Origin of the sequence: Stutzerimonas stutzeri, from assembly GCF_019090095.1 — a bacterium.
Taxonomy (GTDB): Bacteria; Pseudomonadota; Gammaproteobacteria; order Pseudomonadales; family Pseudomonadaceae; genus Stutzerimonas; species Stutzerimonas stutzeri_AN.
Genome location: NZ_JAGQFP010000001.1, coordinates 1,915,500 through 1,938,099, shown reverse-complemented (window position 1 = coordinate 1,938,099; position 22,600 = coordinate 1,915,500). Strand labels below are relative to the sequence as shown.

Annotated in this window: 20 protein-coding genes; 7 read left to right on the top strand and 13 right to left on the bottom strand. The window is 62.3% G+C overall.

Features of this window, described 5'->3' with window-relative positions:
• Positions 1 to 2 precede the first annotated feature (2 nt).
• From KVO92_RS08435 to lpxC, 4 genes are all read left to right on the top strand, one after another.
• Positions 3 to 857 (top strand): cell division protein FtsQ/DivIB, encoded by an 855-nt coding sequence (locus tag KVO92_RS08435; protein ID WP_217475138.1) that lies wholly within the window; start codon positions 3 to 5, stop codon positions 855 to 857.
• 12 nt (positions 858 to 869) lie between these two features.
• On the top strand, positions 870 to 2,117 hold the full coding sequence (ftsA, locus tag KVO92_RS08430) for a cell division protein FtsA (protein ID WP_217475137.1): 1,248 nt from the start codon (positions 870 to 872) through the stop codon (positions 2,115 to 2,117).
• A 47-nt stretch (positions 2,118 to 2,164) separates the two neighbouring features.
• A complete protein-coding gene (gene ftsZ, locus KVO92_RS08425) occupies positions 2,165 to 3,355 on the top strand; it encodes a cell division protein FtsZ (RefSeq protein ID WP_217475136.1) in 1,191 nt (396 codons plus the stop codon).
• A gap of 111 nt (positions 3,356 to 3,466) precedes the next feature.
• On the top strand, positions 3,467 to 4,378 hold the full coding sequence (lpxC, locus tag KVO92_RS08420) for a UDP-3-O-acyl-N-acetylglucosamine deacetylase (RefSeq protein ID WP_217475135.1): 912 nt from the start codon (positions 3,467 to 3,469) through the stop codon (positions 4,376 to 4,378).
• A 112-nt stretch (positions 4,379 to 4,490) separates the two neighbouring features.
• On the opposite strand, the gene KVO92_RS08415 is transcribed toward lpxC, so the two are convergent.
• From KVO92_RS08415 to KVO92_RS08410, 3 genes are all read right to left on the bottom strand, one after another.
• Positions 4,491 to 5,024, bottom strand: a complete 534-nt coding sequence (locus tag KVO92_RS08415) for a ferritin-like domain-containing protein (protein ID WP_217475134.1) — start codon at positions 5,022 to 5,024, stop codon at positions 4,491 to 4,493.
• A 114-nt stretch (positions 5,025 to 5,138) separates the two neighbouring features.
• Positions 5,139 to 5,273 (bottom strand): hypothetical protein, encoded by a 135-nt coding sequence (locus tag KVO92_RS22770; protein WP_272876492.1) that lies wholly within the window; start codon positions 5,271 to 5,273, stop codon positions 5,139 to 5,141.
• Positions 5,274 to 5,286: 13 nt separating this feature from the next.
• On the bottom strand, positions 5,287 to 5,685 hold the full coding sequence (locus KVO92_RS08410; RefSeq protein WP_217475133.1) for a Rho termination factor N-terminal domain-containing protein: 399 nt from the start codon (positions 5,683 to 5,685) through the stop codon (positions 5,287 to 5,289).
• Positions 5,686 to 6,037: 352 nt separating this feature from the next.
• On the opposite strand from KVO92_RS08410, the gene rfbD reads away from it, so the two are divergent.
• Complete coding sequence (rfbD, locus tag KVO92_RS08405) at positions 6,038 to 6,964, top strand: dTDP-4-dehydrorhamnose reductase (RefSeq protein WP_217475132.1); 927 nt, start codon at positions 6,038 to 6,040, stop codon at positions 6,962 to 6,964.
• A gap of 83 nt (positions 6,965 to 7,047) precedes the next feature.
• The gene (locus tag KVO92_RS08400; protein ID WP_217475131.1) at positions 7,048 to 7,947 is read left to right on the top strand and encodes an AEC family transporter; all 900 of its coding nucleotides are present in this window, start codon (positions 7,048 to 7,050) and stop codon (positions 7,945 to 7,947) included.
• Positions 7,948 to 7,958: 11 nt separating this feature from the next.
• On the opposite strand, the gene KVO92_RS08395 is transcribed toward KVO92_RS08400, so the two are convergent.
• A complete protein-coding gene (locus KVO92_RS08395; RefSeq protein ID WP_217475130.1) occupies positions 7,959 to 8,711 on the bottom strand; it encodes a VC0807 family protein in 753 nt (250 codons plus the stop codon).
• An 83-nt stretch (positions 8,712 to 8,794) separates the two neighbouring features.
• Positions 8,795 to 9,745, bottom strand: a complete 951-nt coding sequence (locus KVO92_RS08390) for a lysylphosphatidylglycerol synthase transmembrane domain-containing protein (protein WP_217475129.1) — start codon at positions 9,743 to 9,745, stop codon at positions 8,795 to 8,797.
• Between the two features lie 182 nt (positions 9,746 to 9,927).
• On the opposite strand from KVO92_RS08390, the gene KVO92_RS08385 reads away from it, so the two are divergent.
• Entirely contained in the window at positions 9,928 to 11,181 is a 1,254-nt protein-coding gene (locus tag KVO92_RS08385) for a cytochrome P450 (protein ID WP_217475128.1), read from the top strand.
• Positions 11,182 to 11,194: 13 nt separating this feature from the next.
• Here KVO92_RS08385 and KVO92_RS08380 read toward each other — a convergent pair whose 3' ends face one another.
• The 8 genes from KVO92_RS08380 to accC all read right to left on the bottom strand — a co-directional run bounded on the left by KVO92_RS08380 (position 11,195) and on the right by accC (position 22,590).
• Complete coding sequence (locus KVO92_RS08380; protein ID WP_336512613.1) at positions 11,195 to 13,996, bottom strand: response regulator; 2,802 nt, start codon at positions 13,994 to 13,996, stop codon at positions 11,195 to 11,197.
• Positions 13,997 to 14,109: 113 nt separating this feature from the next.
• Positions 14,110 to 15,399, bottom strand: a complete 1,290-nt coding sequence (purD, locus tag KVO92_RS08375; protein ID WP_217475126.1) for a phosphoribosylamine--glycine ligase — start codon at positions 15,397 to 15,399, stop codon at positions 14,110 to 14,112.
• Between the two features lie 198 nt (positions 15,400 to 15,597).
• Positions 15,598 to 17,202, bottom strand: a complete 1,605-nt coding sequence (purH, locus tag KVO92_RS08370; RefSeq protein WP_217475125.1) for a bifunctional phosphoribosylaminoimidazolecarboxamide formyltransferase/IMP cyclohydrolase — start codon at positions 17,200 to 17,202, stop codon at positions 15,598 to 15,600.
• 80 nt (positions 17,203 to 17,282) lie between these two features.
• On the bottom strand, positions 17,283 to 17,603 hold the full coding sequence (gene fis, locus KVO92_RS08365; protein ID WP_021208373.1) for a DNA-binding transcriptional regulator Fis: 321 nt from the start codon (positions 17,601 to 17,603) through the stop codon (positions 17,283 to 17,285).
• Complete coding sequence (gene dusB, locus KVO92_RS08360) at positions 17,600 to 18,613, bottom strand: tRNA dihydrouridine synthase DusB (protein ID WP_217475124.1); 1,014 nt, start codon at positions 18,611 to 18,613, stop codon at positions 17,600 to 17,602. Before dusB ends, fis begins: the two co-directional genes overlap by 4 nt.
• A gap of 209 nt (positions 18,614 to 18,822) precedes the next feature.
• On the bottom strand, positions 18,823 to 20,106 hold the full coding sequence (locus KVO92_RS08355) for a DUF3426 domain-containing protein (protein WP_217475123.1): 1,284 nt from the start codon (positions 20,104 to 20,106) through the stop codon (positions 18,823 to 18,825).
• Positions 20,107 to 20,216: 110 nt separating this feature from the next.
• Entirely contained in the window at positions 20,217 to 21,098 is an 882-nt protein-coding gene (prmA, locus tag KVO92_RS08350) for a 50S ribosomal protein L11 methyltransferase (protein WP_217475122.1), read from the bottom strand.
• Between the two features lie 142 nt (positions 21,099 to 21,240).
• A complete protein-coding gene (accC, locus tag KVO92_RS08345; protein WP_217475121.1) occupies positions 21,241 to 22,590 on the bottom strand; it encodes an acetyl-CoA carboxylase biotin carboxylase subunit in 1,350 nt (449 codons plus the stop codon).
• Positions 22,591 to 22,600: the final 10 nt, after the last annotated feature.

Sequence of the window (22,600 nt, the reverse complement as noted above, 5' to 3'; positions counted from 1 at the left end):
CCATGATCACCACGCTGCGTCACTCACAGCCCGGTACCGGCCGCGCCTCGCGCAAGCCGGCGCAGCGGGGCGCGAGCCGCCTGGTACAACGTGAGCCGCTTTCGGCACGCCTGCCGCGGCCAAGCCTGAGTTCGCTCAAGCGTGTCCTCTGGCCGGTCATGCTGGTGGCTTTGGCGGTCGGGCTCTATGAGCTTGGCGAGCGCCTTGCCCCCTACGCGGATCGGCCGATTGCCAAGGTGAGCGTGCGCGGCGAACTGACCTACGTCGACCGGCAGGCGGTTCAGGCACGGATGGCTCCGTTCGTCGAAGCGAGCTTCTTCAAGGTTGATCTCGATGCGCTGCGTCACGACCTTGAACAGATGCCCTGGATCGCACATGTCGAGGCACGGCGGATATGGCCGGATGAGGTCATGGTGCGTCTCGACGAACAATTGCCCATTGCCCGTTGGGGTGATGAGTCGCTGTTGAACAACAACGGGCAGGCGTTTGCGCCCGACGACATCTCTCAATATGAACACTTGCCGCAGTTGCATGGTCCGAAGCGGGCCCAGCAGCGGGTGATGCAGCAGTATCAGATGCTCAGTCAGATGCTGCGGCCACTCGGGTTTTCCATCGCTCGCCTGGAGTTGCGCGAGCGAGGCAGCTGGTTCGTGACCACCAAGCAAGGTGTCGAGTTGTTGCTCGGACGCGACCAGATAATCGAAAAAATGCGGCGCTTCACTGCCATCTACCAGCACGCGCTGGCGCAGGAGAGCGAAAGAATTGCGCGGATCGATCTGCGCTACGCCAACGGCTTGGCCGTCGCGTGGCGTGAACCGACCCCGACCACGGCGGATGACGCCGTTGCGAAGAATTGAGGAATGAAACACATGTCTAGCGTGCAAAGCGGCAAGATGATCGTTGGTCTCGATATCGGCACCTCCAAGGTGGTGGCGCTGGTGGGCGAAGTGACGCCGGACGGCGAGCTCGAGATCGTCGGGATCGGCACCCATCCGTCCCGCGGCTTGAAGAAGGGGGTGGTGGTCAACATCGAATCCACCGTTCAGTCCATCCAGCGCGCCGTCGAAGAGGCGCAGCTGATGGCCGGCTGCCGTATCCACTCCGCGTTCGTCGGCTTGGCCGGCAACCATATCCGTAGCCTGAACTCCCACGGCATCGTTGCCATTCGCGATCGCGAAGTCAGCAGCGCCGACCTGGAGCGCGTACTCGACGCGGCGCAAGCGGTGGCGATTCCGGCCGATCAACGCGTATTGCACACCCTGCCGCAGGACTACGTGATCGATAACCAGGAGGGCGTCCGCGAGCCGCTCGGCATGTCTGGCGTGCGCCTGGAAGCGAAGGTTCACGTGGTGACCTGCGCGGTCAATGCAGCGCAGAACATCGAGAAGTGCGTACGTCGCTGCGGGCTCGAGGTGGACGACATCATTCTCGAGCAACTGGCCTCGGCCCATGCGGTGCTGACGGACGACGAGAAGGAGCTGGGCGTTTGCCTGGTGGATATCGGTGGTGGTACGACCGATATCTGCATTTTCACCGAAGGCGCGATTCGGCATACCGCAGTCATTCCGATCGCCGGCGATCAGGTCACCAACGACATCGCCATGGCGCTGCGTACGCCGACTCAGTACGCCGAGGAAATCAAGATCCGCTACGCCTGTGCCCTGGCCAAGCTGGCGGGCCCGGGCGAGACCATCAAGGTACCGAGCGTCGGCGATCGTCCGCCGCGGGAACTCTCGCGCCAGGCACTGGCCGAAGTCGTGGAGCCGCGTTATGACGAGCTCTTTACATTGATTCAGGCCGAGCTGCGTCGCAGCGGCTACGAAGATCTGGTGCCCGCCGGCATCGTCCTCACGGGCGGTACGGCGAAGATGGAAGGCGCCGTCGAGTTGGCCGAGGAAATCTTCCACATGCCGGTGCGCCTGGGCGTACCGCACAGCGTCAACGGACTCACCGATGTGGTCCGCAATCCAATCTATTCAACGGGCGTGGGCCTGTTGCTTTACGGGATGCGCAAGCAGACCGACGGCACCCCCATGTCCGGTCTCGGCCACTTCGCCGACGAACCCAAAACATCTGTCGTGGACCGGCTCAAGAGCTGGATCCAGGGCAATTTCTGAGCAGTGCGGCAGTACCTAAAACTAGAAAGCTGGAAGGAGAGAGGGAAATGTTCGAACTCGTAGATCATACCCCGCAAAGTGCAGTGATCAAGGTCATTGGCGTTGGCGGAGGCGGCGGCAATGCCGTCAATCACATGGTGCGCAACAGCGTCGAAGGCGTGGAGTTCATCTGCGCCAACACTGACGCTCAGGCACTGAAGAAAATCGAAGCGCGGACCGTTTTGCAGCTGGGTTCGGCCATCACCAAGGGCCTGGGTGCCGGTACCAATCCCGACATCGGCCGTCAGGCCGCGATGGATGACCGCGAGCGCATCGCCGAGGTGCTGCAGGGTGCCGACATGGTGTTCATCACCACTGGCATGGGCGGTGGCACCGGCACTGGCGCCGCGCCGGTCATCGCTTCGGTTGCCAAGGAAATGGGCATTCTCACCGTTGCCGTCGTGACCCGTCCGTTCCCATTCGAAGGGCGTCGCCGCATGCAGGTGGCTGATGAAGGTATCCGTCAGCTGTCCGAGTGCGTCGACTCGCTGATCACCATCCCTAACGAGAAACTGCTGACCATTCTCGGCAAGGACGCCAGTCTGCTGGCCGCCTTCGCCAAGGCCGATGACGTGCTCACCGGTGCGGTGCGTGGCATTTCCGACATCATGCAGCGTCCAGGCCTGATGAACGTCGACTTCGCTGACGTGAAAACCGTCATGGGCGAAATGGGCATGGCCATGATGGGTACCGGTTGTGCGACCGGCCCGAACCGTGCGCGTGAAGCGACCGAGGCGGCGATCCGCAATCCGTTGCTCGAGGACGTCAACCTGCAGGGCGCGCGTGGCATCCTGGTCAACATCACCGCCGGTCTGGATCTGTCGCTCGGTGAGTACGCCGCGGTAGGCGAAATCATCGAAGCCTTCGCTTCCGACGAAGCGACCGTCAAGGTCGGTGCGGTGATCGACCCGGACATGCTCGACGAACTGCACGTAACCGTTGTCGCCACCGGTCTCGGCCCGCGCAACGAGAAGCCGGTCAAGGTTGTCGACAACACCATTCAGGCCGCCGCTGTGGCGCCGCAGGCGGCACCGGCTGCTGCCCGTCAGGAGCAGGCCGCGGTGAACTATCGTGACCTGGACCGCCCGACGGTCATGCGTAATCAGGCCCATGCGGCTGCGACCGCAGCCAAGATGAACCCGCAAGAGGACCTGGACTATCTCGATATTCCGGCATTCCTGCGTCGCCAAGCTGATTGATTGCATGTATCAGGACTATCGGGGTGATTGGTATTCAGCAAAGAGGGGTTCTGCTATGATCGCCACCTTTGTTGGAAACCATTCGCAACAGCGCACTAGCGAAACCAAGCCATGATCAGACAACGCACCTTGAAGAACATCATTCGCGCCACTGGCGTCGGCCTGCACTCGGGGGAAAAGGTTTACCTGACCCTGAAGCCGGCACCGGTGGACACGGGAATCGTGTTCTGTCGCACCGATCTCAACCCGCCCGTGCAGATCGCCGCGCGGGCGGAGAATGTCGGCGAAACGACCATGTCGACAACGCTGATCAGCGGGGACGTCAAGGTCGATACGGTGGAGCATTTGCTGTCGGCGATGGCAGGCCTTGGCATCGATAACGCCTATGTCGAGCTCTCCGCGTCGGAAGTGCCCATCATGGACGGTAGCGCTGGCCCCTTCGTGTTCCTGATTCAATCGGCCGGCCTGCAGGAGCAGGACGCCCCGAAAAAGTTCATCCGCATCATCCGTGAGGTCTCGGTGGAGGATGGCGACAAGCGCGCCACATTCCTGCCATTCGAAGGCTTCAAGGTGAGTTTCGAGATCGATTTCGACCATCCGGTTTTCCGCGGTCGCACCCAGACCGCCAGCGTGGACTTCTCAAGTACTTCCTTCGTCAAGGAAGTCAGCCGTGCACGAACCTTCGGTTTCATGCGCGACATCGAATTCCTCCGCTCGCATAACCTGGCCTTGGGTGGGAGTGTCGAAAACGCGATCGTGGTCGATGAAGACCATGTGCTCAACGAAGACGGCCTGCGTTATGAGGACGAATTCGTGAAGCACAAGATTCTCGATGCCATCGGTGATCTTTATCTGCTGGGCACCAGTCTGATCGGCGAATTCCGCGGCTTTAAATCCGGACATGCATTGAACAATCGTTTGCTGCGCACCCTGATGGAACAGAAGGATGCGTGGGAAGTGGTCACGTTCAATGATTCCCAGACCGCACCGATCTCCTACATGCGTCCGGCAGCTGCCGGCTGAGTAGTACTCTCCTTTCCTTATTTGAGGCCACCTTCGGGTGGCTTTTTTTTGCCTTTATCGCAACGAAGCGAAGCGTCCGGCTGCGCCGCGCCTCGCTTGCCACGCGTGCGGTTCAGTTCATGCCGTCGAGCAGGCCTGCCATGTCATCAGCGTGTTCTTCTTCCTGCGCAAGAATGTCTTCGAAGATCCGCCGCGTGGTCGGGTCCTTGTCACCGATGTACTGGACGATCTCACGGTAGCTGTCGATCGCGATGCGCTCAGCGACCAGGTTTTCGAACACCATGTCACGCAGGCCGTTACCCTCAGCGTACTGCGCATGGGCGCGCTCGGTAAGGTTGTCCGGGTTGAAGTCGGGTTCACCACCCAGCTGGACGATGCGCTCGGCCAGGCGGTCCGCATGTTCCTGTTCCTGGTTGGCGTGCTCGAGGAACTCATCGGCGGCGACGCTGGATTTCAGGCCGGTGGCCATGTAGTAGTGCCGCTTGTAGCGCAGATAGCAAACCAGTTCGGTCGCCAATGCCTCGTTGAGCAGGTTGATCACGGTATCGCGGTCCGCCGAATAGCTCTCGGTCACGGCGCCGTTCTCCACGTGCTGGCGGGCGCGATCACGCAGGGTCTGTTTGTCGCTCAGTTGTACGTAGCTCATCACGGTCTCCTGGGTTCGTTGATTGGCGATACGCCTCAGTCAGCCAAGTCGGCCATTGCACCTGGCGGTGTCTCGCTGGGCCTTAAGCTGTGATAGGCGAGGCGGTGGAAAGTTTTAGCCTTGCCCGTCTTTACCGGGCCGATCCGGTTCGCCGGGCTCTTCGATTGGCAGCGGTTCGCCGGGTTCCTTGCGCTCGGGTTCGGGGATGGGGCTCGGTGTCCCGTCATCACGCGGATCGGGTTCCTGCATATCCGGTACTCCTTCAGCTGAGGGCTTTGATCAGCTCGTCCTTACGCATCTTGGAGCGACCGTGCACATCGCGCTCACGGGCTTTTTGCATCAGCTCGTCACGTGTCATGTCGGTCAGGGACGTGCTACCGGAGCGGTCCTTGCGGGCCGATCCCTTGTTGGGTGACTTGCCGGAGCGCGCCTTGGCCGCGCGGTCTGCTGAATCCTTGCGGTCGGCGCGTTTGGCTGTTTCGCTTTTCTTCCGTCCCGAGCCTCCCTTGCGTTCGCCACCGCCGGACTGCTTGTTCACGGTCGCCCAGGCCCGCGCCTCGGCCTCCTTTTCCGAGACGCCACGCTCCTCGTAGCTCTCTTCGATATGTTCTGCCTTGCGTTGCTGTTTCTCCGTGTACTTGGATTTTTCACCTCTGGGCATGACGATGCTCCTCGTGCAGGTGGAAATAGGGAACGAGGCCTGGTCTCAACCGCTGGCCAGCCGCGCCCCTGTCCCATTTGGTCCGCGCCGCGAGCGTCGAGTTTCACCCGTGCTACGATTGCGCGTTTTGCAACGCGGCGGCGGCTGTCTGGGGCGAGGTATCGTTTCGAGCGCGCGAAGGTGTGGATTGCAGACGCTGAGTGCGTCACCTTGGCGGAACAAAATGCGTTTATGCTGGCCTCAAATAGGCGCGACTGCGCTATCTCGGTAGTTTGGCGTGCACCTTGTCTCGAATCCGTTCTGCAACACCAGCTCACTCTGAACGGTGAGCTTTGACTGAGGCGATAAACAGATGCGAATCCTTGTATGCGGAGCCAGTGGTCAGGTCGGCCACGAATTAGTAGACCGTGCAGGTGCCTATGGTCTCGAAGCGCTTGGCATGACGCGGGAAAATCTGGATATCACCGATGGTGCGCAGATCAACCGGCTGATTGAACAGCTGGAGCCGGGGATGATCATCAACGCGGCCGCCTATACGCATGTCGATAACGCCGAGACGCACCGCGAGCAGGCCTATGCGGTCAACCGGGACGGTGCCGCTCGGCTGGCAGAGGCGGCCCGGCAAGCGGCAATCCCGTTGCTGCATATTTCGACCGACTACGTATTTTCCGGCGAAGCCCGCACACCCTATCGCGAAAGCGACGAGGTGGCCCCAACAGGGGTATACGGCGCCAGCAAGCTGGCGGGCGAGGGGGCCATTCAGGCGGCGCTGGATCAGCACCTGATTCTGCGTACGAGTTGGGTCTACGGCGCGCACGGCCATAATTTCGTCAAGACGATGTTGCGCCTGGGACGTCAGCGCCACTCGCTATCGGTGGTGGGCGATCAGTTTGGCTGCCCTACGCAAGCCGGCAGCATCGCCGATGTGCTGTTGCAGTTGGCGCGGCGATACGCCGAGCGGGGGAGCCTTGCCTGGGGGCTGTACCACTATAGCGGCCGGTCGCCGTGCAGCTGGTTCGATTTCGCGGTCGAGATCTTCCGCCAGGCCGAGGCCAAGGGGCTGCTGTCCACGCGGCCAAAGGTGTCGTCGATCACGACCGCCCAGTACCCCACGCCGGCGCGCCGGCCCGCCTGGTCGGTGCTCGATTGCTCGCGTTTCGAGACCACCTTCGGCATCGACACCCATGATTGGCATGACGATCTGTCGATGGTGCTGGACGTGCTCGCCGCGGAAGAGGCGCGCGCTGCATCCGGGATCGTTCAACCGTCCCAGGCCTGAGTCGAAAAGGCGTGCAGCTCGGAGTATTCTGGCGACCTTTTTGCGGGGCGATCTGACGCCGCGCAGGTTGCTGGAGGCGCTGAGTGATCGTTTTTCAGGCGATATTGCCTATCTTCGGCTTGATCATGCTCGGCTATCTGCTGGGTTGGCGGCGCTGGCTCGCCGGTGAGGCTGCCGCAGGGCTTGCCAGCATCACCTTCAAGCTGTTCATGCCGGCCGTGCTGTTTACCGGTATCGCCCGTGCGCAATTGAGCGATGGCATGTCGCCTATGCTGCTGCTGGCCTATTTCGGGCCTGTGCTGACAGTTTTTTTCGGCGTTGGACTGTTCGCTCACAGCCGGCTTGGACGGGCATCACCGCTGGGGCTGACGGCGGCCTATTCGAACAACGTGCTGGTCGGGATTCCCCTGGTCACCACCTTGCTGGGTGCGGAAAGCCTGGTGTACGTGTTCGCGATTCTGGTATTTCACAGCCTCATCCTGTTTTCGCTGCAAAGCTTCTACAGCGCCCTTGGCTCGGGTCATAAAGTCAGCGGCGCGGCGCTGCTGAAGAATCTGGCCAATCCGTTGATTGTCGGCCTGTTGCTCGGCGCCTTGCTGAACCTGTCGGGCCTCGATATGCCCAAGGCGCTGTGGCGCATAGCGGACTGGCTGGCCCAGGCCGCCCTGCCGTGCGCGCTGATCGTGCTGGGCATCAGCTTGTCACGCTATCGTTTGCGCCCCAGCACGGCTGCATTGGGGCTGACGTTGGTCAAGCTGGGCCTGTTTCCAGCGTTGGTCTGGTACGTCGGCGGGTTGCTGCCCGGCTTGAATGACCAGGCGCGCAGCGTGTTGGTGTTGCTGGCGGCCTGCCCGAGCGGTGTTAACGTTCTGGCGTTCGTCACCCATCCGGAAGACACCCGGGCGGTCAGCTCCACCGTGTTTCTTTCGACGCTGCTCGCAGCGTTGAGCCTGCCGTTATGGATGTTGCTGATGTCGAGCTGAGCGGGGCTTGCTCAGGACCCGTTGCCGTGTCGCCCGTCGTGCCCGTGAGCCGCGATGATGTCTTCGAGGCGCAAGCCTGTCAGGCCATGAATCGTGCGCCAGAGGTAGTAGAAGATCGCCATCATCATCACCATGCTTGGGATCGCGATCATGGGATAGCTGAGCAGGGTCATCCGCCCCAGTTCCGCATTGAACGCTTCGCTACCGGCTGGGCTCTTGACGATCCATTTGGCCAGCACGTAGTTCATGAACGCGGAAAAGAAAAAGGTGCCGCTGAGGAAATAGGTTGCGCGCAGCAATCGACTTTCGAAGTGAGCGACCTGCCCGTTGCGTTCGAGCTGTTGATGCACCTTGTCGACATTGAGCACCTTGGGGTTGTACAGCAGGGTGCGGATCAGGGGAAAGCGGGTGCGAGTGGAGGCCAGCACGGCAATGCCGATGATACCGGGCACCGCGGCTTCCTTTACTGCCAACCATTGCGGATCGAGCCGTAGCAGGCCGATGCCTCCGGTGAGTAGCACGCTGACCAGACCCAGCAGCGCGATCCAGTTGAATTTGCGGTGCTTGATCAGCTCGAACAGCCCCCAACCAAGCGGGAAAGCAAGGCCTAGCAATAGCGCACCGTCGGCGCCCAGGCGGTCTTCACTGCTGAGTTTCATCAGGATCAGCGAGGGAATGACGATGCTGATGATCAGGTCCATCAGGGGCCGCGGCTGGTGCTCGGGCTGGCCGGAGCCGGGGCTGTTGGTGGGGGTGTCGGTCATGGGCTCGATTTCGTCTCGGATGAAGGCGAATGATCGCCCGGAAGCACCTGCATAGCCAGAGGCCTTATCGTTGCGATACCCACTTACGGGCCGAGCGGACCTTTGCGCCGACGCTCGGACCATTGGGTCGCTTCGAACACCGCCACTACCAGAATCGCCAATGCCAGCGGCAATAACAGATAGAACACCCTGAACACGATCAGTGCGGCCAGCACATCGGCTGTCGGCAGCTCCGGCACCGCGGCGAGGAAGGTCACCTCGAGCACACCGAGGCCGCCGGGCGCATGGGACAGCAATGCCAGCGAGAAGGAGGCGAGAAAGGCCCCCAGTACCACCAGATAGCCCGGGTTCTGCGCCTCGGGTAGCGCGAAGTAGATGATGGCGGCCGCACAGGCGAGCTCAAGCGGCGCCGCGAGCAGCTGCCTGCCTACGATGGGCAGCCGTGGATAAACGATGTGCCATTTGCCGATGTGCATCGGCGCGAAATGCCGCCAGGCGCCTATCACATAGAGGCCGACCAGGCACAGCAGGGAGGCGCCAATCGCTGTCGACACCCAGGGTTCAACATCGAGTAGGCGGTTCAGCAGGTCCGGCCGCAAAACCAGCACCACGCCACCTGCCAGCAGCGTGCCGAGCAAGAAGGTCAACGAGCAGAACACGATCAGCACGCCGATCTCGCGCGGCGTCAGGCCCTTGCTGCGATAGGCCCTGTAGCGCACCACCGCACCGGAAAATACCGATGCGCCGACGTTATGGGCCAGGGCATAGGTGGTGAACGAGCACAAGGTTATGAACCACCACGAAATATGCTTGCCCAGATGCGCGACGGCGATCCGGTCGTACCATGCCAGGGCGCTGTAAGCCCCCAGCGTTGCCAGGCCGGCCATCAACCAGTTGCGGTGGCTGATGGCCTCCAAGCTGTCGGTGAGTTCGCTCAGTGAGAGACCGCGAATCTCTTGATAGAGCAGGCTGCCCGACAGCAGTACCGCGGTGATGCCGACAAACGTCCAGGCGACATCGCTCCTTTTCATCATTGGGTTGGCTCCTTGGCGACGGCGTATGCCTCGAAGCGAAGGTTCGGACAATCAGGTGATGCATGCACCGCAGGATAATTCGGCCAGTCTTTTATCGGCAGCGAACCGCGCGTTTTGTTCATTCTTCGGCACCCCGGCTGTGTGATGAGGTCCATCGAAGAGTCACAGCTTGAGGTGCGCCAATGCCCGAAATTCCTCGCGACTCCCAGATCGAAGGATCGCTTTCGCTACTCAGCGAAGGCTATACGTTCATCTCCAGCCGATGCCATAAGTTCGGCTCGGATCTGTTCCAGGTCCGGCTGTTGATGCAGAACACTATCTGCATGAGCGGAGAGGAGGCCGCCAGACTGTTCTACGATGAGCAGCTGTTCCAGCGTGAGCATGCGGCGCCGCGCCTGTTGCAGAAAACCCTGTTCGGCCAGGGCGGTGTTCAGGGTCTTGATGGCGACGCGCATCGACACCGCAAGAAGCTCTTCCTGTCGCTGTTGAATGACCAGGCGGTGGCCGAGCTGGTGCGTTTGAGCGAGGCCAACTGGCTGTCGGCGATCGAGTCCTGGCGACAGCGTGATCGTGTGGTGCTACTGCCCGAGGTGCAGGCTATTCTTACCCGTGCGGTGTGCGACTGGGCGGGTGTATCGCTGGGCGAAGACGAGGTCACGGTTCGTCGTGATCAGCTGGCTGCGATGATCGATGGGGCGGGCGGCGTGGGCACCCGTCATTGGCAGGCGCGCACGGCTCGTAAAGACGCCGAGCGTTGGTTGATCGAGTTGATCAGGGGCGTGCGCGGCGCCACCCTGCCCGTAGACGAGACGCGTGCATTGGCGGTCGTCGCCCGTTACCGCGACGCGAACGGAGCGGAGCTGGACGAGCAGGTAGCAGCGGTGGAACTGCTCAATCTCTTGCGTCCGACCGTGGCCGTTTCACGGTTCATCATCTATGCCGCACTGGAATTGCATGCGCATCCGCAATGGCGGGCGCGGTTGCAGCATGAGGGTGCCTTGCTCGAGCCCTTCGCCCAGGAAGTCCGGCGTCTGCACGCCTTCTTCCCTTTCACTGCCGCACGCGTACGCGAGGATTTCGAGTGGAAGGGCTACCGTTTTCCCAAGGGCACACGGGTGTTGTTGGACCTCTATGGCACCAATCGGGACGCACGGCTCTGGACGCAACCGGACAGCTTCGACCCCGAGCGTTTCTTCAGCTGGAATGGCAGCGCGTACAACTTCATCACCCAAGGGGGCGGAGAGGTCACAAGCGGACATCGTTGTCCGGGCGAGCCTTTGGCCATCGCGCTGCTGGTCAGTGCGCTACGCATGCTGACGCGGCGCATGCGCTACGCGGTGCCAGCACAGGATTTGCGGATGGACCCTTCGCGCATGCCGGCTCAGCCGGAAAGCCTGCTGGTGATCAGCGATGTGCAGCCGGAGCCGATCGAATAAAGGCGCCGTCGCGTTACTGATCCGCTGCGGCGGCTCGAACACGAGCCCAATGTTCGATCAGCTCGCGCAGCTGGGACATCTCCACCGGCTTGGCCATGTGACCGTCCATCCCAGCCTCGCGGGCACGCTCACGGTGCTCGCTGAGGATGTGGGCAGTGAGCGCCACCACCGGTGTGCGTGATCGGCCCTCGGCGGCCTCCCAGGTGCGGAGCCGCGCAGTTGCTTCGAAGCCATCCATGACCGGCATCTCACAATCCATGAGGACCAGGTCGTAAGGCTGCGTCTTGATCAGGGCGAGCGCTTCCTCGCCGTTGCTGGCCGTATCCGGCTTGAGATTGAGCTTGCTCAGCATGCCGCGAATGACTTTGGTCGAAATCGTATTGTCTTCGGCGACCAAGACGCGGAAGTCATCAGGAACCAGAAGCGGCGCGCTGGCCTGGGTCTTGGCAGCCCGTGCGATGGCGCTGGTGCGGCGTGCCAGTTCATCCGCCAGGGTCGTTTTGAGCGTATAGCCGGCCACGGGTTTGGCCAGAATGCGCTTGATCCCCGCATTACGCGCGATGACCTTGCTGGGTGCGGTGCTCATGCCGGTCAGCATGATCAGCAGGATGTCGTGGTTGAGGCTGAAATCTTCCTTGATTCGGCTGGCCAGCTGCATGCCCGTCATCCCTGGCATGTCCTGGTCGAGCAGCACCACGTCGAAGTACTCGCGCAGGTGGGCCTTGGTGCGCAGCAGCGCCAGCGCCTCTTTGCCCGATGCCACGGCGCTGACCTCCATACCCCAGCTGCTGCACTGCTGGCTGAGCACCTTGCGACAGGTATCGTTATCGTCGACGACCAGCAGGCGCGCGCCTTTCAGCTCGTCGTCCAGCTCGTTGCCGGGTTGCTCTGCAAGATTGGCTACCAATGGCAAGCTGATCCAGAGCGTATTGCCGGTAATACCGCCGGTCTGGATGCCGAAGTCGCCGTCCATGAGGTGAACCAGCTGCCGGGCGATGATCAGTCCGAGGCGGCCACCATGGCGGGTGGCGGCGAGGAAGTCGCGGCTATCCAGCGCGGCGTTGAGCAGGGCATCGCGCTCCTCGTCCTCCAGCGGGCGGCCGCTGTCCTGAACGGTGATGCGCAGGCGCGGCTGGCCCTCCTGATCGTCCACCGCGGCGATCAGCAGTACCTCGCCTTCTTCGGTTTGCTTGAAGGCGTTCTCGAGCAGGTTGAGCAGTGTCTGACGCAGCCGGGTCGGGTCGCCGGCCACGACGTGCGGCATTTGCGGCTGCACGAAGCTGATCAGCTCGACCTTCTGCTGCTCGGCCTTGGCGCGGAAGATACTCAGGCAGTCTTCGATCAACGCGTTGAGGTCGAACTGCACGTCATCCAGTTCGATCTGTCCGGACTCGAGCTTGGAAATGTCGAGGATTTCATTGATCAGGGTAAGCAGCTCGTTGCCCGAACTGTGAATCGTCTGGACGTAGTCGCGCTGCTTGGCAGACAGAGAGGTGCCCAGCAACAGTTCGCTCATGCCCAACACGCCGTTCATCGGCGTGCGAATCTCGTGGCTGATCTTCGCCAGGAAGTCCGCCTTGGTCCGCAATTCGGCGCTCGTGACGGCCTCGGCTGTGTGCTGGTTACGGCTATCCGATTGAATCTGACGCTGCCGCTCGAGCAATGCGAAGCTCAGAATCAGTCCGGAACAGGTAGCCACGCTGAACATCACCCCGGTCAGCCAGTCGGGATCGAACTGGTTGAAGCCCAGCAGCACCGGCAGAACGATCACGAAGGCGCCGTCGAACAGCAACATGCCGGCAACCAGTAGCCGGGCGGGATCGTAGCGCTGCCGCCAGTGGTAGATCGCCACGACGGTGACGCTCAGGGCCGTGGTCAGCACCACGGCGTAGATCAGCCAGCTGAACCAGAGTTTGCCGGTGAGCAGTATGATCGTGGCCAGCCCCCCGACAAGACCCGCCAGAAGCGCGAATAGCCAGGTCGTCCAGGGTGTTCGGCGGTGATGAAAGAAGCCGAAGGCGAACGCCAGCAGCGCGACGCAGGTCAACAACGCCGCCATATCGGCAATCAGCGGCTGGCTGTAGAACAGTTTCGGCGACCACACCGCGAGCAAGCCGAGATTCGCCACCGCGCAAATCAACAGGGCGCCATGCAGCAGGGCGAGCCAGACATGGCTGTAGCTGAAGGTATAGGCGAAGCGCAGCAGGTTATAGATCATCAGCAGCGCCAGAGCGCCGAACAGCGCACCGAACAGGTAGGCGGGCATGGCCAACTTGACCAGGCCGGCCTCGTCGACGGTGCGGAACCACGCCATGATCGGGTGCGACGAGCGCAGTCGTATGTACGCTTCGCGAGGGGCGCCGTCGTTCGGCAAAGAGAACAGATAGGCGCGAGTGGGCAAGGGCCTCGCCTCCAGCGGTCGCAACTCGCCGGTCTCTACTTGACGCTCAATCTGGCCATCCCGTAGCAGATAGAAGTCGAGCAATTGCACGCGTGGTGCGAACATCCAGAGCCAATTGGGATGGGTGAAGGCGGGCAGGCTGACTTGCAGCCAGACGGCGCTCTCGCTCGCCGGCGCCGCATAGGAACGCTCGTCTATTCGCTGGAACAGGCTTCGCTGATCAAGGATTTCCTGAAGCGTCAGGAGGCCGGACTGATCCACCAGCAATCGCCAGTTGGATTCGGTCGCTGGCGGCGCATCGTTGTTCGGCGTGGCCGAGATCGATGTGGTGGGCGCCGCGAACGCGGGCGATAGGCTCAGCGCAGCCAGCAAGAGGCTGAAGGTAAAAGCAATGGCGACCCAGAGTCGACGCACGAGGGGCATCCCTTCAGCTGTGTGACGGTCGATTATAACCATCGCAAGGATACGCGGAAGCCTGGGCGCAGCAGTTCAGCGACTGCCGCGCGCAGGCGTGCCGCGATCCCGTCTTAGCGTTCGCCCTGTTCGCGGGCAATGGCGCGATAACCGATGTCGTGGCGGTAGAAGTGGCCGTCCCACTCGATGCGAGCGGCTAGCGCATAGGCATTCTGTTGCGCCTCCGATACCGTCTCGCCCAAAGCTGTCGCGCAGAGTACCCGCCCACCCGAAGTGGTGATCGCACCGTCCTTCAACGTAGTACCGGCATGGAACACCTTACCGCTCAACTGAGCGGCAGCCTCCAGGCCGCGAATCGGAGCGCCTTTGCCGTAGTCGCCCGGATAACCACCGGCCGCCAGCACCACGCCGAGGCTGGGGCGCGGATCCCACTGCGCCTCGATCTTGTCCAGCGCCTTGGCCAATGCGGCCTCGACGAGGAGGACCAGGCTGGACTGCAACCGCAGCATGATCGGCTGGGTTTCCGGATCGCCGAAGCGGCAATTGAATTCGATCACCTTTGGCGCGCCGCTGCGATCGATCATCAGGCCCGCGTAGAGGAAGCCGGTGTAGACGTTGCCTTCGGCAGCCATGCCTTTGACCGTTGGCCAAATGACTTCATCCATCACGCGCTGATGGACCTCGGGTGTGACCACCGGTGCCGGGGAATAGGCGCCCATGCCGCCCGTGTTGGGGCCGGTGTCGCCGTCTCCGACACGCTTGTGATCCTGACTGGTGGCCATCGGCAACACATTGGCGCCGTCGACCATGACGATGAAGCTGGCCTCTTCGCCATCCAGGAACTCTTCGATCACCACGCGTGCACCGGCGTCACCGAACGCGTTGCCGGACAGCATGTCGCGCACGGCGTCCTCGGCTTCTTCCAGCGTCATGGCGACGATCACGCCTTTCCCGGCGGCCAGGCCGTCGGCCTTGATTACGATTGGTGCGCCTTTCTCTCGCAAGTAGGCCAGCGCCGGGTCGATCTCGGTGAAGTTCTGGTAGTCGGCGGTGGGGATCTTGTGGCGCGCCAGAAAGTCCTTGGTGAAGGCTTTCGAGCCCTCCAGCTGGGCGGCCGCCGCGGTCGGGCCAAAGCAGTCGAGGCCGCGCGCGCGGAACAGATCGACCACCCCTTTGACCAGCGGGGCTTCTGGCCCGACGATGGTCAGCTGCACGTTCTGCTCGGCGAAATCCGCCAGCTGTTCGATGGCCAGCACGTCAATGGCGACATTCTCGCACTTCGCTTCGGTAGCGGTACCGGCGTTACCCGGGGCGACGAAGACCTTTTCCACGCGTGGATCCTGCGCGACCTTCCAGGCCAGCGCGTGCTCGCGGCCGCCGCTGCCGATGATCAGTACGTTCATTTCTTTCTCCAAGTGGAGGCGGGCCGGTAGCCCACTCGGTGGATAAGCGAAGCGTCATCCACCCTACGAATACCGAGGTCGCGTTCGGGCCGGCAGATGCAAGGCGCCCGATTCTTCACCCAGCGGAGCTGCCTTCTGGCAATGAGCATGGGGAAGCGTCGGGCAGCGTCGCAGGTGCCTGTCCGAGTGCGACCGATGTTAGTGCCGGAAGTGGCGCATACCGGTGAACACCATGGCGATACCGGCTTCGTCTGCCGCTGCGATCACCTCCGCGTCGCGCATCGAGCCGCCCGGCTGGATGACCGCGGTAATACCGGCCTTGGCAGCATTGTCGATGCCATCACGGAAGGGGAAGAACGCATCGCTGGCCATCACGGCGCCCTGGACCGGCAGGCCGGCGTGCTCGGCCTTGATTGCAGCGATGCGGGCAGAGTTGACGCGGCTCATCTGGCCGGCGCCAACGCCGACGGTCTGGCGGTTCTTGGCGTAAACGATGGCGTTGGATTTGACGAACTTGGCCACTTTCCAGGCGAAGATCAGGTCGTGAATTTCCTGCTCAGACGGCGCGCGCTGGGTAACGACCTTGAGGTCGGCCTCGCTGATCATCGCGATGTCCCGGCTCTGTACCAGCAGGCCGCCATTGACGCGTTTGAAATCCCAGCCCGGCGCGCGCTCGGCTGGCCACTGGCCGCACTCGAGCAAGCGCACGTTTGCCTTGCTCGCGACCACGTCGCGGGCTTCGGCCGATATGCTCGGCGCGATGATCACTTCGACGAACTGGCGATCGACGATAGCCTTGGCCGTCTCGCCGTCCAGCTCGCGGTTGAAGGCGATGATGCCGCCGAAGGCCGACTCGCTGTCAGTGGCGTAGGCCAGTTCATAGGCCTGGCGGATACCGCCGTCTTCGTCCGGTACCACGGCAACGCCGCAGGGGTTAGCGTGCTTGACGATGACGCAGGCCGGCTTGACGAAGCTCTTCACGCATTCGAGCGCCGCGTCGGTGTCGGCGACGTTGTTGAACGACAGCTCCTTGCCCTGCAGCTGGCGTGCGGTGGCGATGCAGGCTTCGTCAGCAGTTTCGACGTAGAAGGCGGCAATCTGGTGCGGATTCTCGCCGTAGCGCATGTCCTGCGCCTTGACGAACTGAGTGGTGAAGGTGCGTGGCAGCAGGCTACGGCCTTCGGTGGAAAGGGTTTCGGCGCTCTGGTCAACGGTGCCCAGGTAGTTGGCGATCATGCCGTCGTAGGAGGCGGTGTGCTCGAAGGCCTTGAGCGCCAGATCGAAGCGCTGGGCATACGTCAGGCCGCCGTTCTGAAGGTTCTCGATGACACCGGCGTAGTCGTCCGCGTTGACCACGATTGCGACGTCCTTGTGGTTCTTGGCGGCGCTGCGAACCATGGTTGGACCGCCGATATCGATGTTCTCGATAGCATCCGGCAGGGAACAGCCAGGCTTGGCGACGGTGGCGGCGAAGGGATAGAGATTGACCGCGACCAGGTCGATCGGGTTGATGCCGTGTTCTGCCATGACCGCGCCGTCGAGATCACGACGGCCAAGAATGCCACCGTGGATCTTCGGGTGCAGGGTCTTTACCCGGCCGTCCATCATTTCGGGGAAGCCGGTGTAGTCGGCGACCTCCACCGCGGCGATGCCGTTTTCACGCAGCAGCTTGAATGTGCCGCCGGTGGAAAGAATCTCGACGCCCAGGGCGACGAGTTCGCGGGCGAAGTCAACGACGCCGGTCTTGTCGGACACGCTGATCAGCGCGCGGCGGACGGGAAGGCGGGTGCTTTGGTCGGTCATAGACAGTTCCTAGGAGCTACAGGCTTCAAGCGGAAAGCTCCTGGGACGGCTCGCGCCGTTCCGTCGGAGCTTGCCACTGATCAGAGAAGGTCGTACTGCTTGAGTTTCTTGCGCAGGGTGCCGCGGTTCAGGCCCAGTAGCTCGGAGGCTTTGGTCTGGTTGCCCTTGACGTAGTTCATCACCGTTTCCAGCAGCGGCGCCTCCACCTCGGACAGCACCAGGTTGTAAACGTCCGTGACGTCAGCGCCTTCGAGATGGGCGAAATAGTTGTGCAACGCCTTCTCCACGCTGCCGCGCAGGGTCTGGCCTGCTTCGCTCGGCGTATTGAGGTGTTGCTTGAGGTTCACGTTGTCGCTCACGGATGTTGTTCCAGTTAGCAGTGTTTCGTTCAACAGCGTCATGCAGCCACCCCTTTTCCATCCCCAGAGTCAGGGCCTGTTCGGCGTTCGGCCAGAAATGCCCGAACACTGGCGCATTGCGCGTCCCTGTCTTCCAAACCATTGAACCGGGCGCGGTATTCCCGCGCGCCGGGAAGTGTTGCGAGATACCAACTGACATGCTTGCGCGCGATGCGCACACCCATGACGTCACCATAGAAAGCATGCAAGGCGTGCAGGTGCTCCAGCAGGATGCGCTCGACCTCGGACAGGTCCGGGGGTGCGAGCAGCTCGCCGGTGGCCAGATAATGATTGATCTCGCGGAAGATCCACGGCCTGCCCTGAGCCGCCCGCCCGATCAGCAAACCATCGGCGCCTGTCGCTTGCAGCACTTGGCGTGCCTTCAACGGTGTATCGATATCGCCGTTGGCAAATACCGGGATCGATACCTGCTGCTTGATTGCCGCAATGGTGTCGTACTCGGCTTCGCCTGTGTAAAGGTCGGCACGCGTACGGCCATGCACGGCCAACGCAGCAATTCCGGATTGTTCGGCGATCTTCGCCACCGTGAGTCCGTTCTTGTTCTGCCTGTCCCAGCCGGTACGGATTTTCAATGTCACCGGAACCTCAACCGCGCCGGTCACTGCCTCGAGGATGGCCGACACCAGTCGCTCATCCTTCATCAGCGCCGACCCGGCTGCTTTGTTGCAGACCTTCTTCGCCGGGCAACCCATGTTGATATCGATGATCTGCGCGCCCAGCTCGACATTGCGGACGGCAGCCTCGGCCAGCATCTGCGGATCGCCGCCGACGATCTGCACGGAGCGCGGCTCGGGATCCCCGTCATGCAGCAGGCGTAGCCGCGACTTGCGGCTGTTCCACAGGCGGACGTCGCTGGTGACCATCTCCGATACCACCAGCCCGGCGCCGAGGCGGCGACACAACTGACGGAACGGCTGATCGGTCACGCCCGCCATGGGCGCGAGGATCAATCGATTCGGAAGAATATAGGGGCCGATGCGTACCGCTGACATGAAGATTCCCTGCCTGGAGCCTGCTTGTTAGGTCGATCGGGACAGCAAAAAAGGGTGAGCATAATACCCGCTCCGGATGACGGGTTAAAGGCTGTTCTGAACAAATTCTGAGCAGCTGAAGGCTTATAACCGGACGTGAATCTGTGCCCTGCGCAGCAGGCGACACCTGCGAGCAAGGCGTCTGCTGCGCTGTCTAGTCAGGCAAGAGGCTATTCAGGGGAGCGAAAACTCAGGCTGTAGTTCACGGCCTTGGCGCCAGGATCGAGTATGTCCAGCGCGATGTGGATCGGAATCTGCGAGGGCATTTCGCGCTGTCCCGCCAACTCGCCGGAAAGGTATTCGCTGGGCTTGAAGGTGCGACGCGCAAGGGTCTTTCCGCCGATGTCGTCGAAGCGAATCTCGAGCAAGGGGAACGGCTGAGCGAACGACGCACGGTTGTAGATGATGGCGTCGACCACCAGTGCGCCAGCGAAGTCGGGGTGGCTACGCACCACCAGGTTGCTGCTCTTGATCTGGCTGACATCGACCCGGGGCGGCAGCTCGCAGCCAAGCATCGGGCAGGCTCGCTCGAGCCAGGGGCGGTAGCCGTCCTGGCGTGCCAGCTCATCGAAGTTATAGGTCACGTATTGTGCGACGAGCGCCAGCAGGGCGATCAGATTCAGCAGCCCCCAGCCTAACCAGCGCCCCCAGGGTCGACGGCGTGCTTGCCAATCGAGCTGCAGCGGCTCGTCGTCGAGTTCGAATAGCGGGTTGTTATCATCCCGACGTCTTTCCCGGTCCGTGGCGGGTTCGGCATGAGGCTCGGCCGTCAGGTCGGCATCCAGCGGCACTTCATCCGTATCCGTTTCGGTGGTCCCGTCGAGGACCGGCTCGATGCGGCCCCCGGTATCGTGCGGCTTGGTCAGAGGGCTACGCGGGCGTTTCAACGGACTGGGCGGGGCGGGGTGCTCGGCGTCTACTGGTGTGAAGTGCAGCGCTGTTGAAGCCAACCCGTCAGCCGCCGTTGCCTCCGCTGGTGCGCTACGGTGTGGCGCGGCTGCATCGCTTTCGGCGCCGAGCAGTCGCTCGGCCCAGCTTTCGTCAGCGGCCTGCGATCGCGGCGCCGCCGCTGGCGATGCGTCCTTGCCAGGCCGTGGCAGCAGGTCGAGGGACTCGGTCGATAACGCCAGTTCCTGTCGTTCGAGCTTCGCCAGTTCCTCGTCGAGATCCAGGTTGTCCAGATCGAGCTCGTCGTGAATCCACAGCGTTTCATCTTTGCGCGCAACGCCAGCTGCAGGCGCCGTCGAGCGCTCATCCCCGCGGCCGGCACGCCCGGCTGCATTAGGTGTTGCCGCAGCGCCGGTTGTCCGATCGTCCTCCTGCAGCTGGCGGGCCGCATTGAACAGCTCCATGCATGCGCCACATCGCACCACGCCACGAGCCGCGGTGAGCTGGTTGCGGCTGAGGCGAAAACTGGTGCGGCAATGAGGACACTGGGTGATGAAACTGGTCATGCGTTGGTCCGGCGGAAATCACGGTAGTCTAGCGCATGCGCACCGATGAGCGGCAGTGCAGGCTTGCAGCGGGCGGCGAGCCGTGTGCGTCCCACTCGGCCGATGCCTCGTTACTGGCGGCGGACTCCGGTGATTCGCACCCAGCCGTCCTTCTCGGCCGTCGGGTCCAGGTCGAACAGGGTCACATAGGCGGCGCGAACCTCTTCGGCCTGCTCGAGCAGAATGCCGGACAGCGCCAGACGGCCGCCCGGTTTGACCCGCTCGCTTATGCGTGGTGCCAGCGTTACCAGCGGTCCGGCGAGAATGTTGGCGACCACCACGTCGGCCTGGCCTTGGGGCAGCTGTTCTGGCAGATAGAGCGGGAAGCGCGCGGGGTCGATGCCATTGCGGTCGGCGTTATCGCGCGAGGCTTCGAGCGCTTGAACGTCGATATCGGTGCCTACCGCCTGTTCAGCCCCCAGGAGCAGCGCCGCGATGGCAAGAATGCCCGACCCACAGCCGAAATCCAGCACTTGCGTGCCGTCCAATGCCTGAGCGTCCAGCCACTCCAGGCACAGTGCGGTGGTCGGATGGGTGCCAGTGCCGAACGCCAGGCCTGGGTCGAGCAGCAAGTTCACCGCCTCCGGTTCAGGCGCCGCGTGCCAGCTCGGCACGATCCACAGCCTGCGTCCGAAACGCATCGGGTGGAAGTTGTCCATCCAGCTGCGTTCCCAGTCCTGGTCTTCGATGTGCTCAAGCTGGTGCTCAGGCAGTTGGCCGCCTACCAGTAGTTGCAGGTGGGCAAGCAGGTTGGCCTCGTCGACGTCGGCTTCGAACAGTGCCAGCAGGTGAGTGCGCGACCACAGTGGCGTGGTACCGAGATCCGGCTCGAATATGGGCTGGTCTTCGGCATCCATGAACGTGACCGAGACTGCGCCGACGCCCAGCAGGGCGTCTTCGAGGGGCTGCGCCTGTTCCGGAGAGATGGCGAGACGAAGCTGTAACCAGGACATGGAGACCTCATGGAGTGGCGACCGCATCGCTGCGGACCGAGAAAAGTGAGCGAGCTTACTGCCTAGTCGCTCAGGCTTCCAATAGTGAACACCGGAAACGACAAGGGCTGCCATTGGCAGCCCTAGTCAGTGCAGCACCGGATCAGTGCTTGTCCATTCCCAGCTTCTTTTCCAGGTAATGGATGTTCACGCCACCCTTGCAGAAGCCGGCGTCGCGTACCAGATCCCGATGCAGCGGGATATTGGTCTTGATGCCATCGACGACGATCTCATCCAGCGCGTTGCGCATTCTGGCCATGGCTTCTTCGCGCGTCGCACCGTAGGTGATCAGCTTGCCGATCAGCGAATCGTAGTTCGGCGGTACCGAATAGCCGCTGTACAGGTGCGAATCGACCCGTACGCCGTTGCCACCCGGTGCATGGAAGTGCTTGACCTTGCCTGGGCTGGGCAGGAAGTTCGACGGGTCCTCGGCGTTGATCCGGCACTCCAGGGAATGACCGCGAATCACCACGTCCTCCTGCTTGACCGACAGCTTGTTGCCAGCGGCGATGCTCAGCATTTCCTTGACGATATCCACACCGGTCACCATCTCGGTAACAGGGTGTTCGACCTGGACACGCGTGTTCATCTCGATGAAGTAGAAACGGCCGTCTTCGTAGAGGAACTCGAAGGTGCCGGCGCCGCGGTAGCCGATTTCGACGCAGGCGTCGGTGCAGCGCTTGAGCACTTCGGCGCGAGCTTTTTCATCGATATAAGGCGCCGGCGCTTCTTCCAGAACCTTCTGGTGCCGACGTTGCAGCGAGCAGTCACGGTCACCCAGGTGGATGGCGTTGCCCTGGCCATCAGACAGTACCTGGACTTCCACGTGGCGTGGGTTACCGAGGAACTTCTCCAGATAGACCATCGGGTTGCCGAACGCCGCACCCGCTTCGGTACGGGTCAGTTTGGCGGATTTGATCAGGTCTTCTTCCTGATAAACCACGCGCATGCCGCGCCCACCGCCGCCACCTGCGGCTTTGATGATTACCGGATAACCGACTTCACGAGCGATCCGCAGGGCTTCGCCCTCGTCCTCGGGAAGGGGGCCGTCGGAGCCGGGAACCACCGGCACGCCGGCCTTGATCATCGCGTCCTTGGCCGACACCTTGTCGCCCATCAGGCGGATGGTTTCAGCTTTTGGCCCGACGAAGGCAAAGCCGGATTTTTCAACCTGTTCGGCAAAGTCGGCGTTTTCTGCGAGGAAGCCGTAGCCCGGATGGATCGCCGTGGCTCCGGTCACTTCCGCGGCGGCAATGATCGCAGGAATGTGCAGGTAGGAATTGGTAGCAAGGGCCGGGCCGATGCAGACGGACTCGTCAGCCAGCGCCAGGTGCATGAGCTCGCGGTCAGCGGTGGAATGCACCGCGACGGTCTTGATGCCCAGCTCTTTGCAGGCTCGCAAGATCCGCAGGGCGATTTCACCGCGGTTGGCGATTAGTACTTTTTCCAACATCGTTGGCTCT

Coding starts and splice junctions, on each gene's coding strand:
- KVO92_RS08435 (WP_217475138.1), top strand. CDS start 3: ATGATCACCACGCTGCGTCACTCACAGCCCGGTACCGGCCGCGCCTCG.
- ftsA (WP_217475137.1), top strand. CDS start 870: ATGTCTAGCGTGCAAAGCGGCAAGATGATCGTTGGTCTCGATATCGGC.
- ftsZ (WP_217475136.1), top strand. CDS start 2,165: ATGTTCGAACTCGTAGATCATACCCCGCAAAGTGCAGTGATCAAGGTC.
- lpxC (WP_217475135.1), top strand. CDS start 3,467: ATGATCAGACAACGCACCTTGAAGAACATCATTCGCGCCACTGGCGTC.
- KVO92_RS08415 (WP_217475134.1), bottom strand. CDS start 5,024: ATGAGCTACGTACAACTGAGCGACAAACAGACCCTGCGTGATCGCGCC.
- KVO92_RS22770 (WP_272876492.1), bottom strand. CDS start 5,273: ATGCAGGAACCCGATCCGCGTGATGACGGGACACCGAGCCCCATCCCC.
- KVO92_RS08410 (WP_217475133.1), bottom strand. CDS start 5,685: ATGCCCAGAGGTGAAAAATCCAAGTACACGGAGAAACAGCAACGCAAG.
- rfbD (WP_217475132.1), top strand. CDS start 6,038: ATGCGAATCCTTGTATGCGGAGCCAGTGGTCAGGTCGGCCACGAATTA.
- KVO92_RS08395 (WP_217475130.1), bottom strand. CDS start 8,711: ATGACCGACACCCCCACCAACAGCCCCGGCTCCGGCCAGCCCGAGCAC.
- KVO92_RS08390 (WP_217475129.1), bottom strand. CDS start 9,745: ATGATGAAAAGGAGCGATGTCGCCTGGACGTTTGTCGGCATCACCGCG.
- KVO92_RS08385 (WP_217475128.1), top strand. CDS start 9,928: ATGCCCGAAATTCCTCGCGACTCCCAGATCGAAGGATCGCTTTCGCTA.
- purD (WP_217475126.1), bottom strand. CDS start 15,399: ATGAACGTACTGATCATCGGCAGCGGCGGCCGCGAGCACGCGCTGGCC.
- purH (WP_217475125.1), bottom strand. CDS start 17,202: ATGACCGACCAAAGCACCCGCCTTCCCGTCCGCCGCGCGCTGATCAGC.
- fis (WP_021208373.1), bottom strand. CDS start 17,603: ATGACGCTGTTGAACGAAACACTGCTAACTGGAACAACATCCGTGAGC.
- dusB (WP_217475124.1), bottom strand. CDS start 18,613: ATGTCAGCGGTACGCATCGGCCCCTATATTCTTCCGAATCGATTGATC.
- KVO92_RS08355 (WP_217475123.1), bottom strand. CDS start 20,106: ATGACCAGTTTCATCACCCAGTGTCCTCATTGCCGCACCAGTTTTCGC.
- prmA (WP_217475122.1), bottom strand. CDS start 21,098: ATGTCCTGGTTACAGCTTCGTCTCGCCATCTCTCCGGAACAGGCGCAG.
- accC (WP_217475121.1), bottom strand. CDS start 22,590: ATGTTGGAAAAAGTACTAATCGCCAACCGCGGTGAAATCGCCCTGCGG.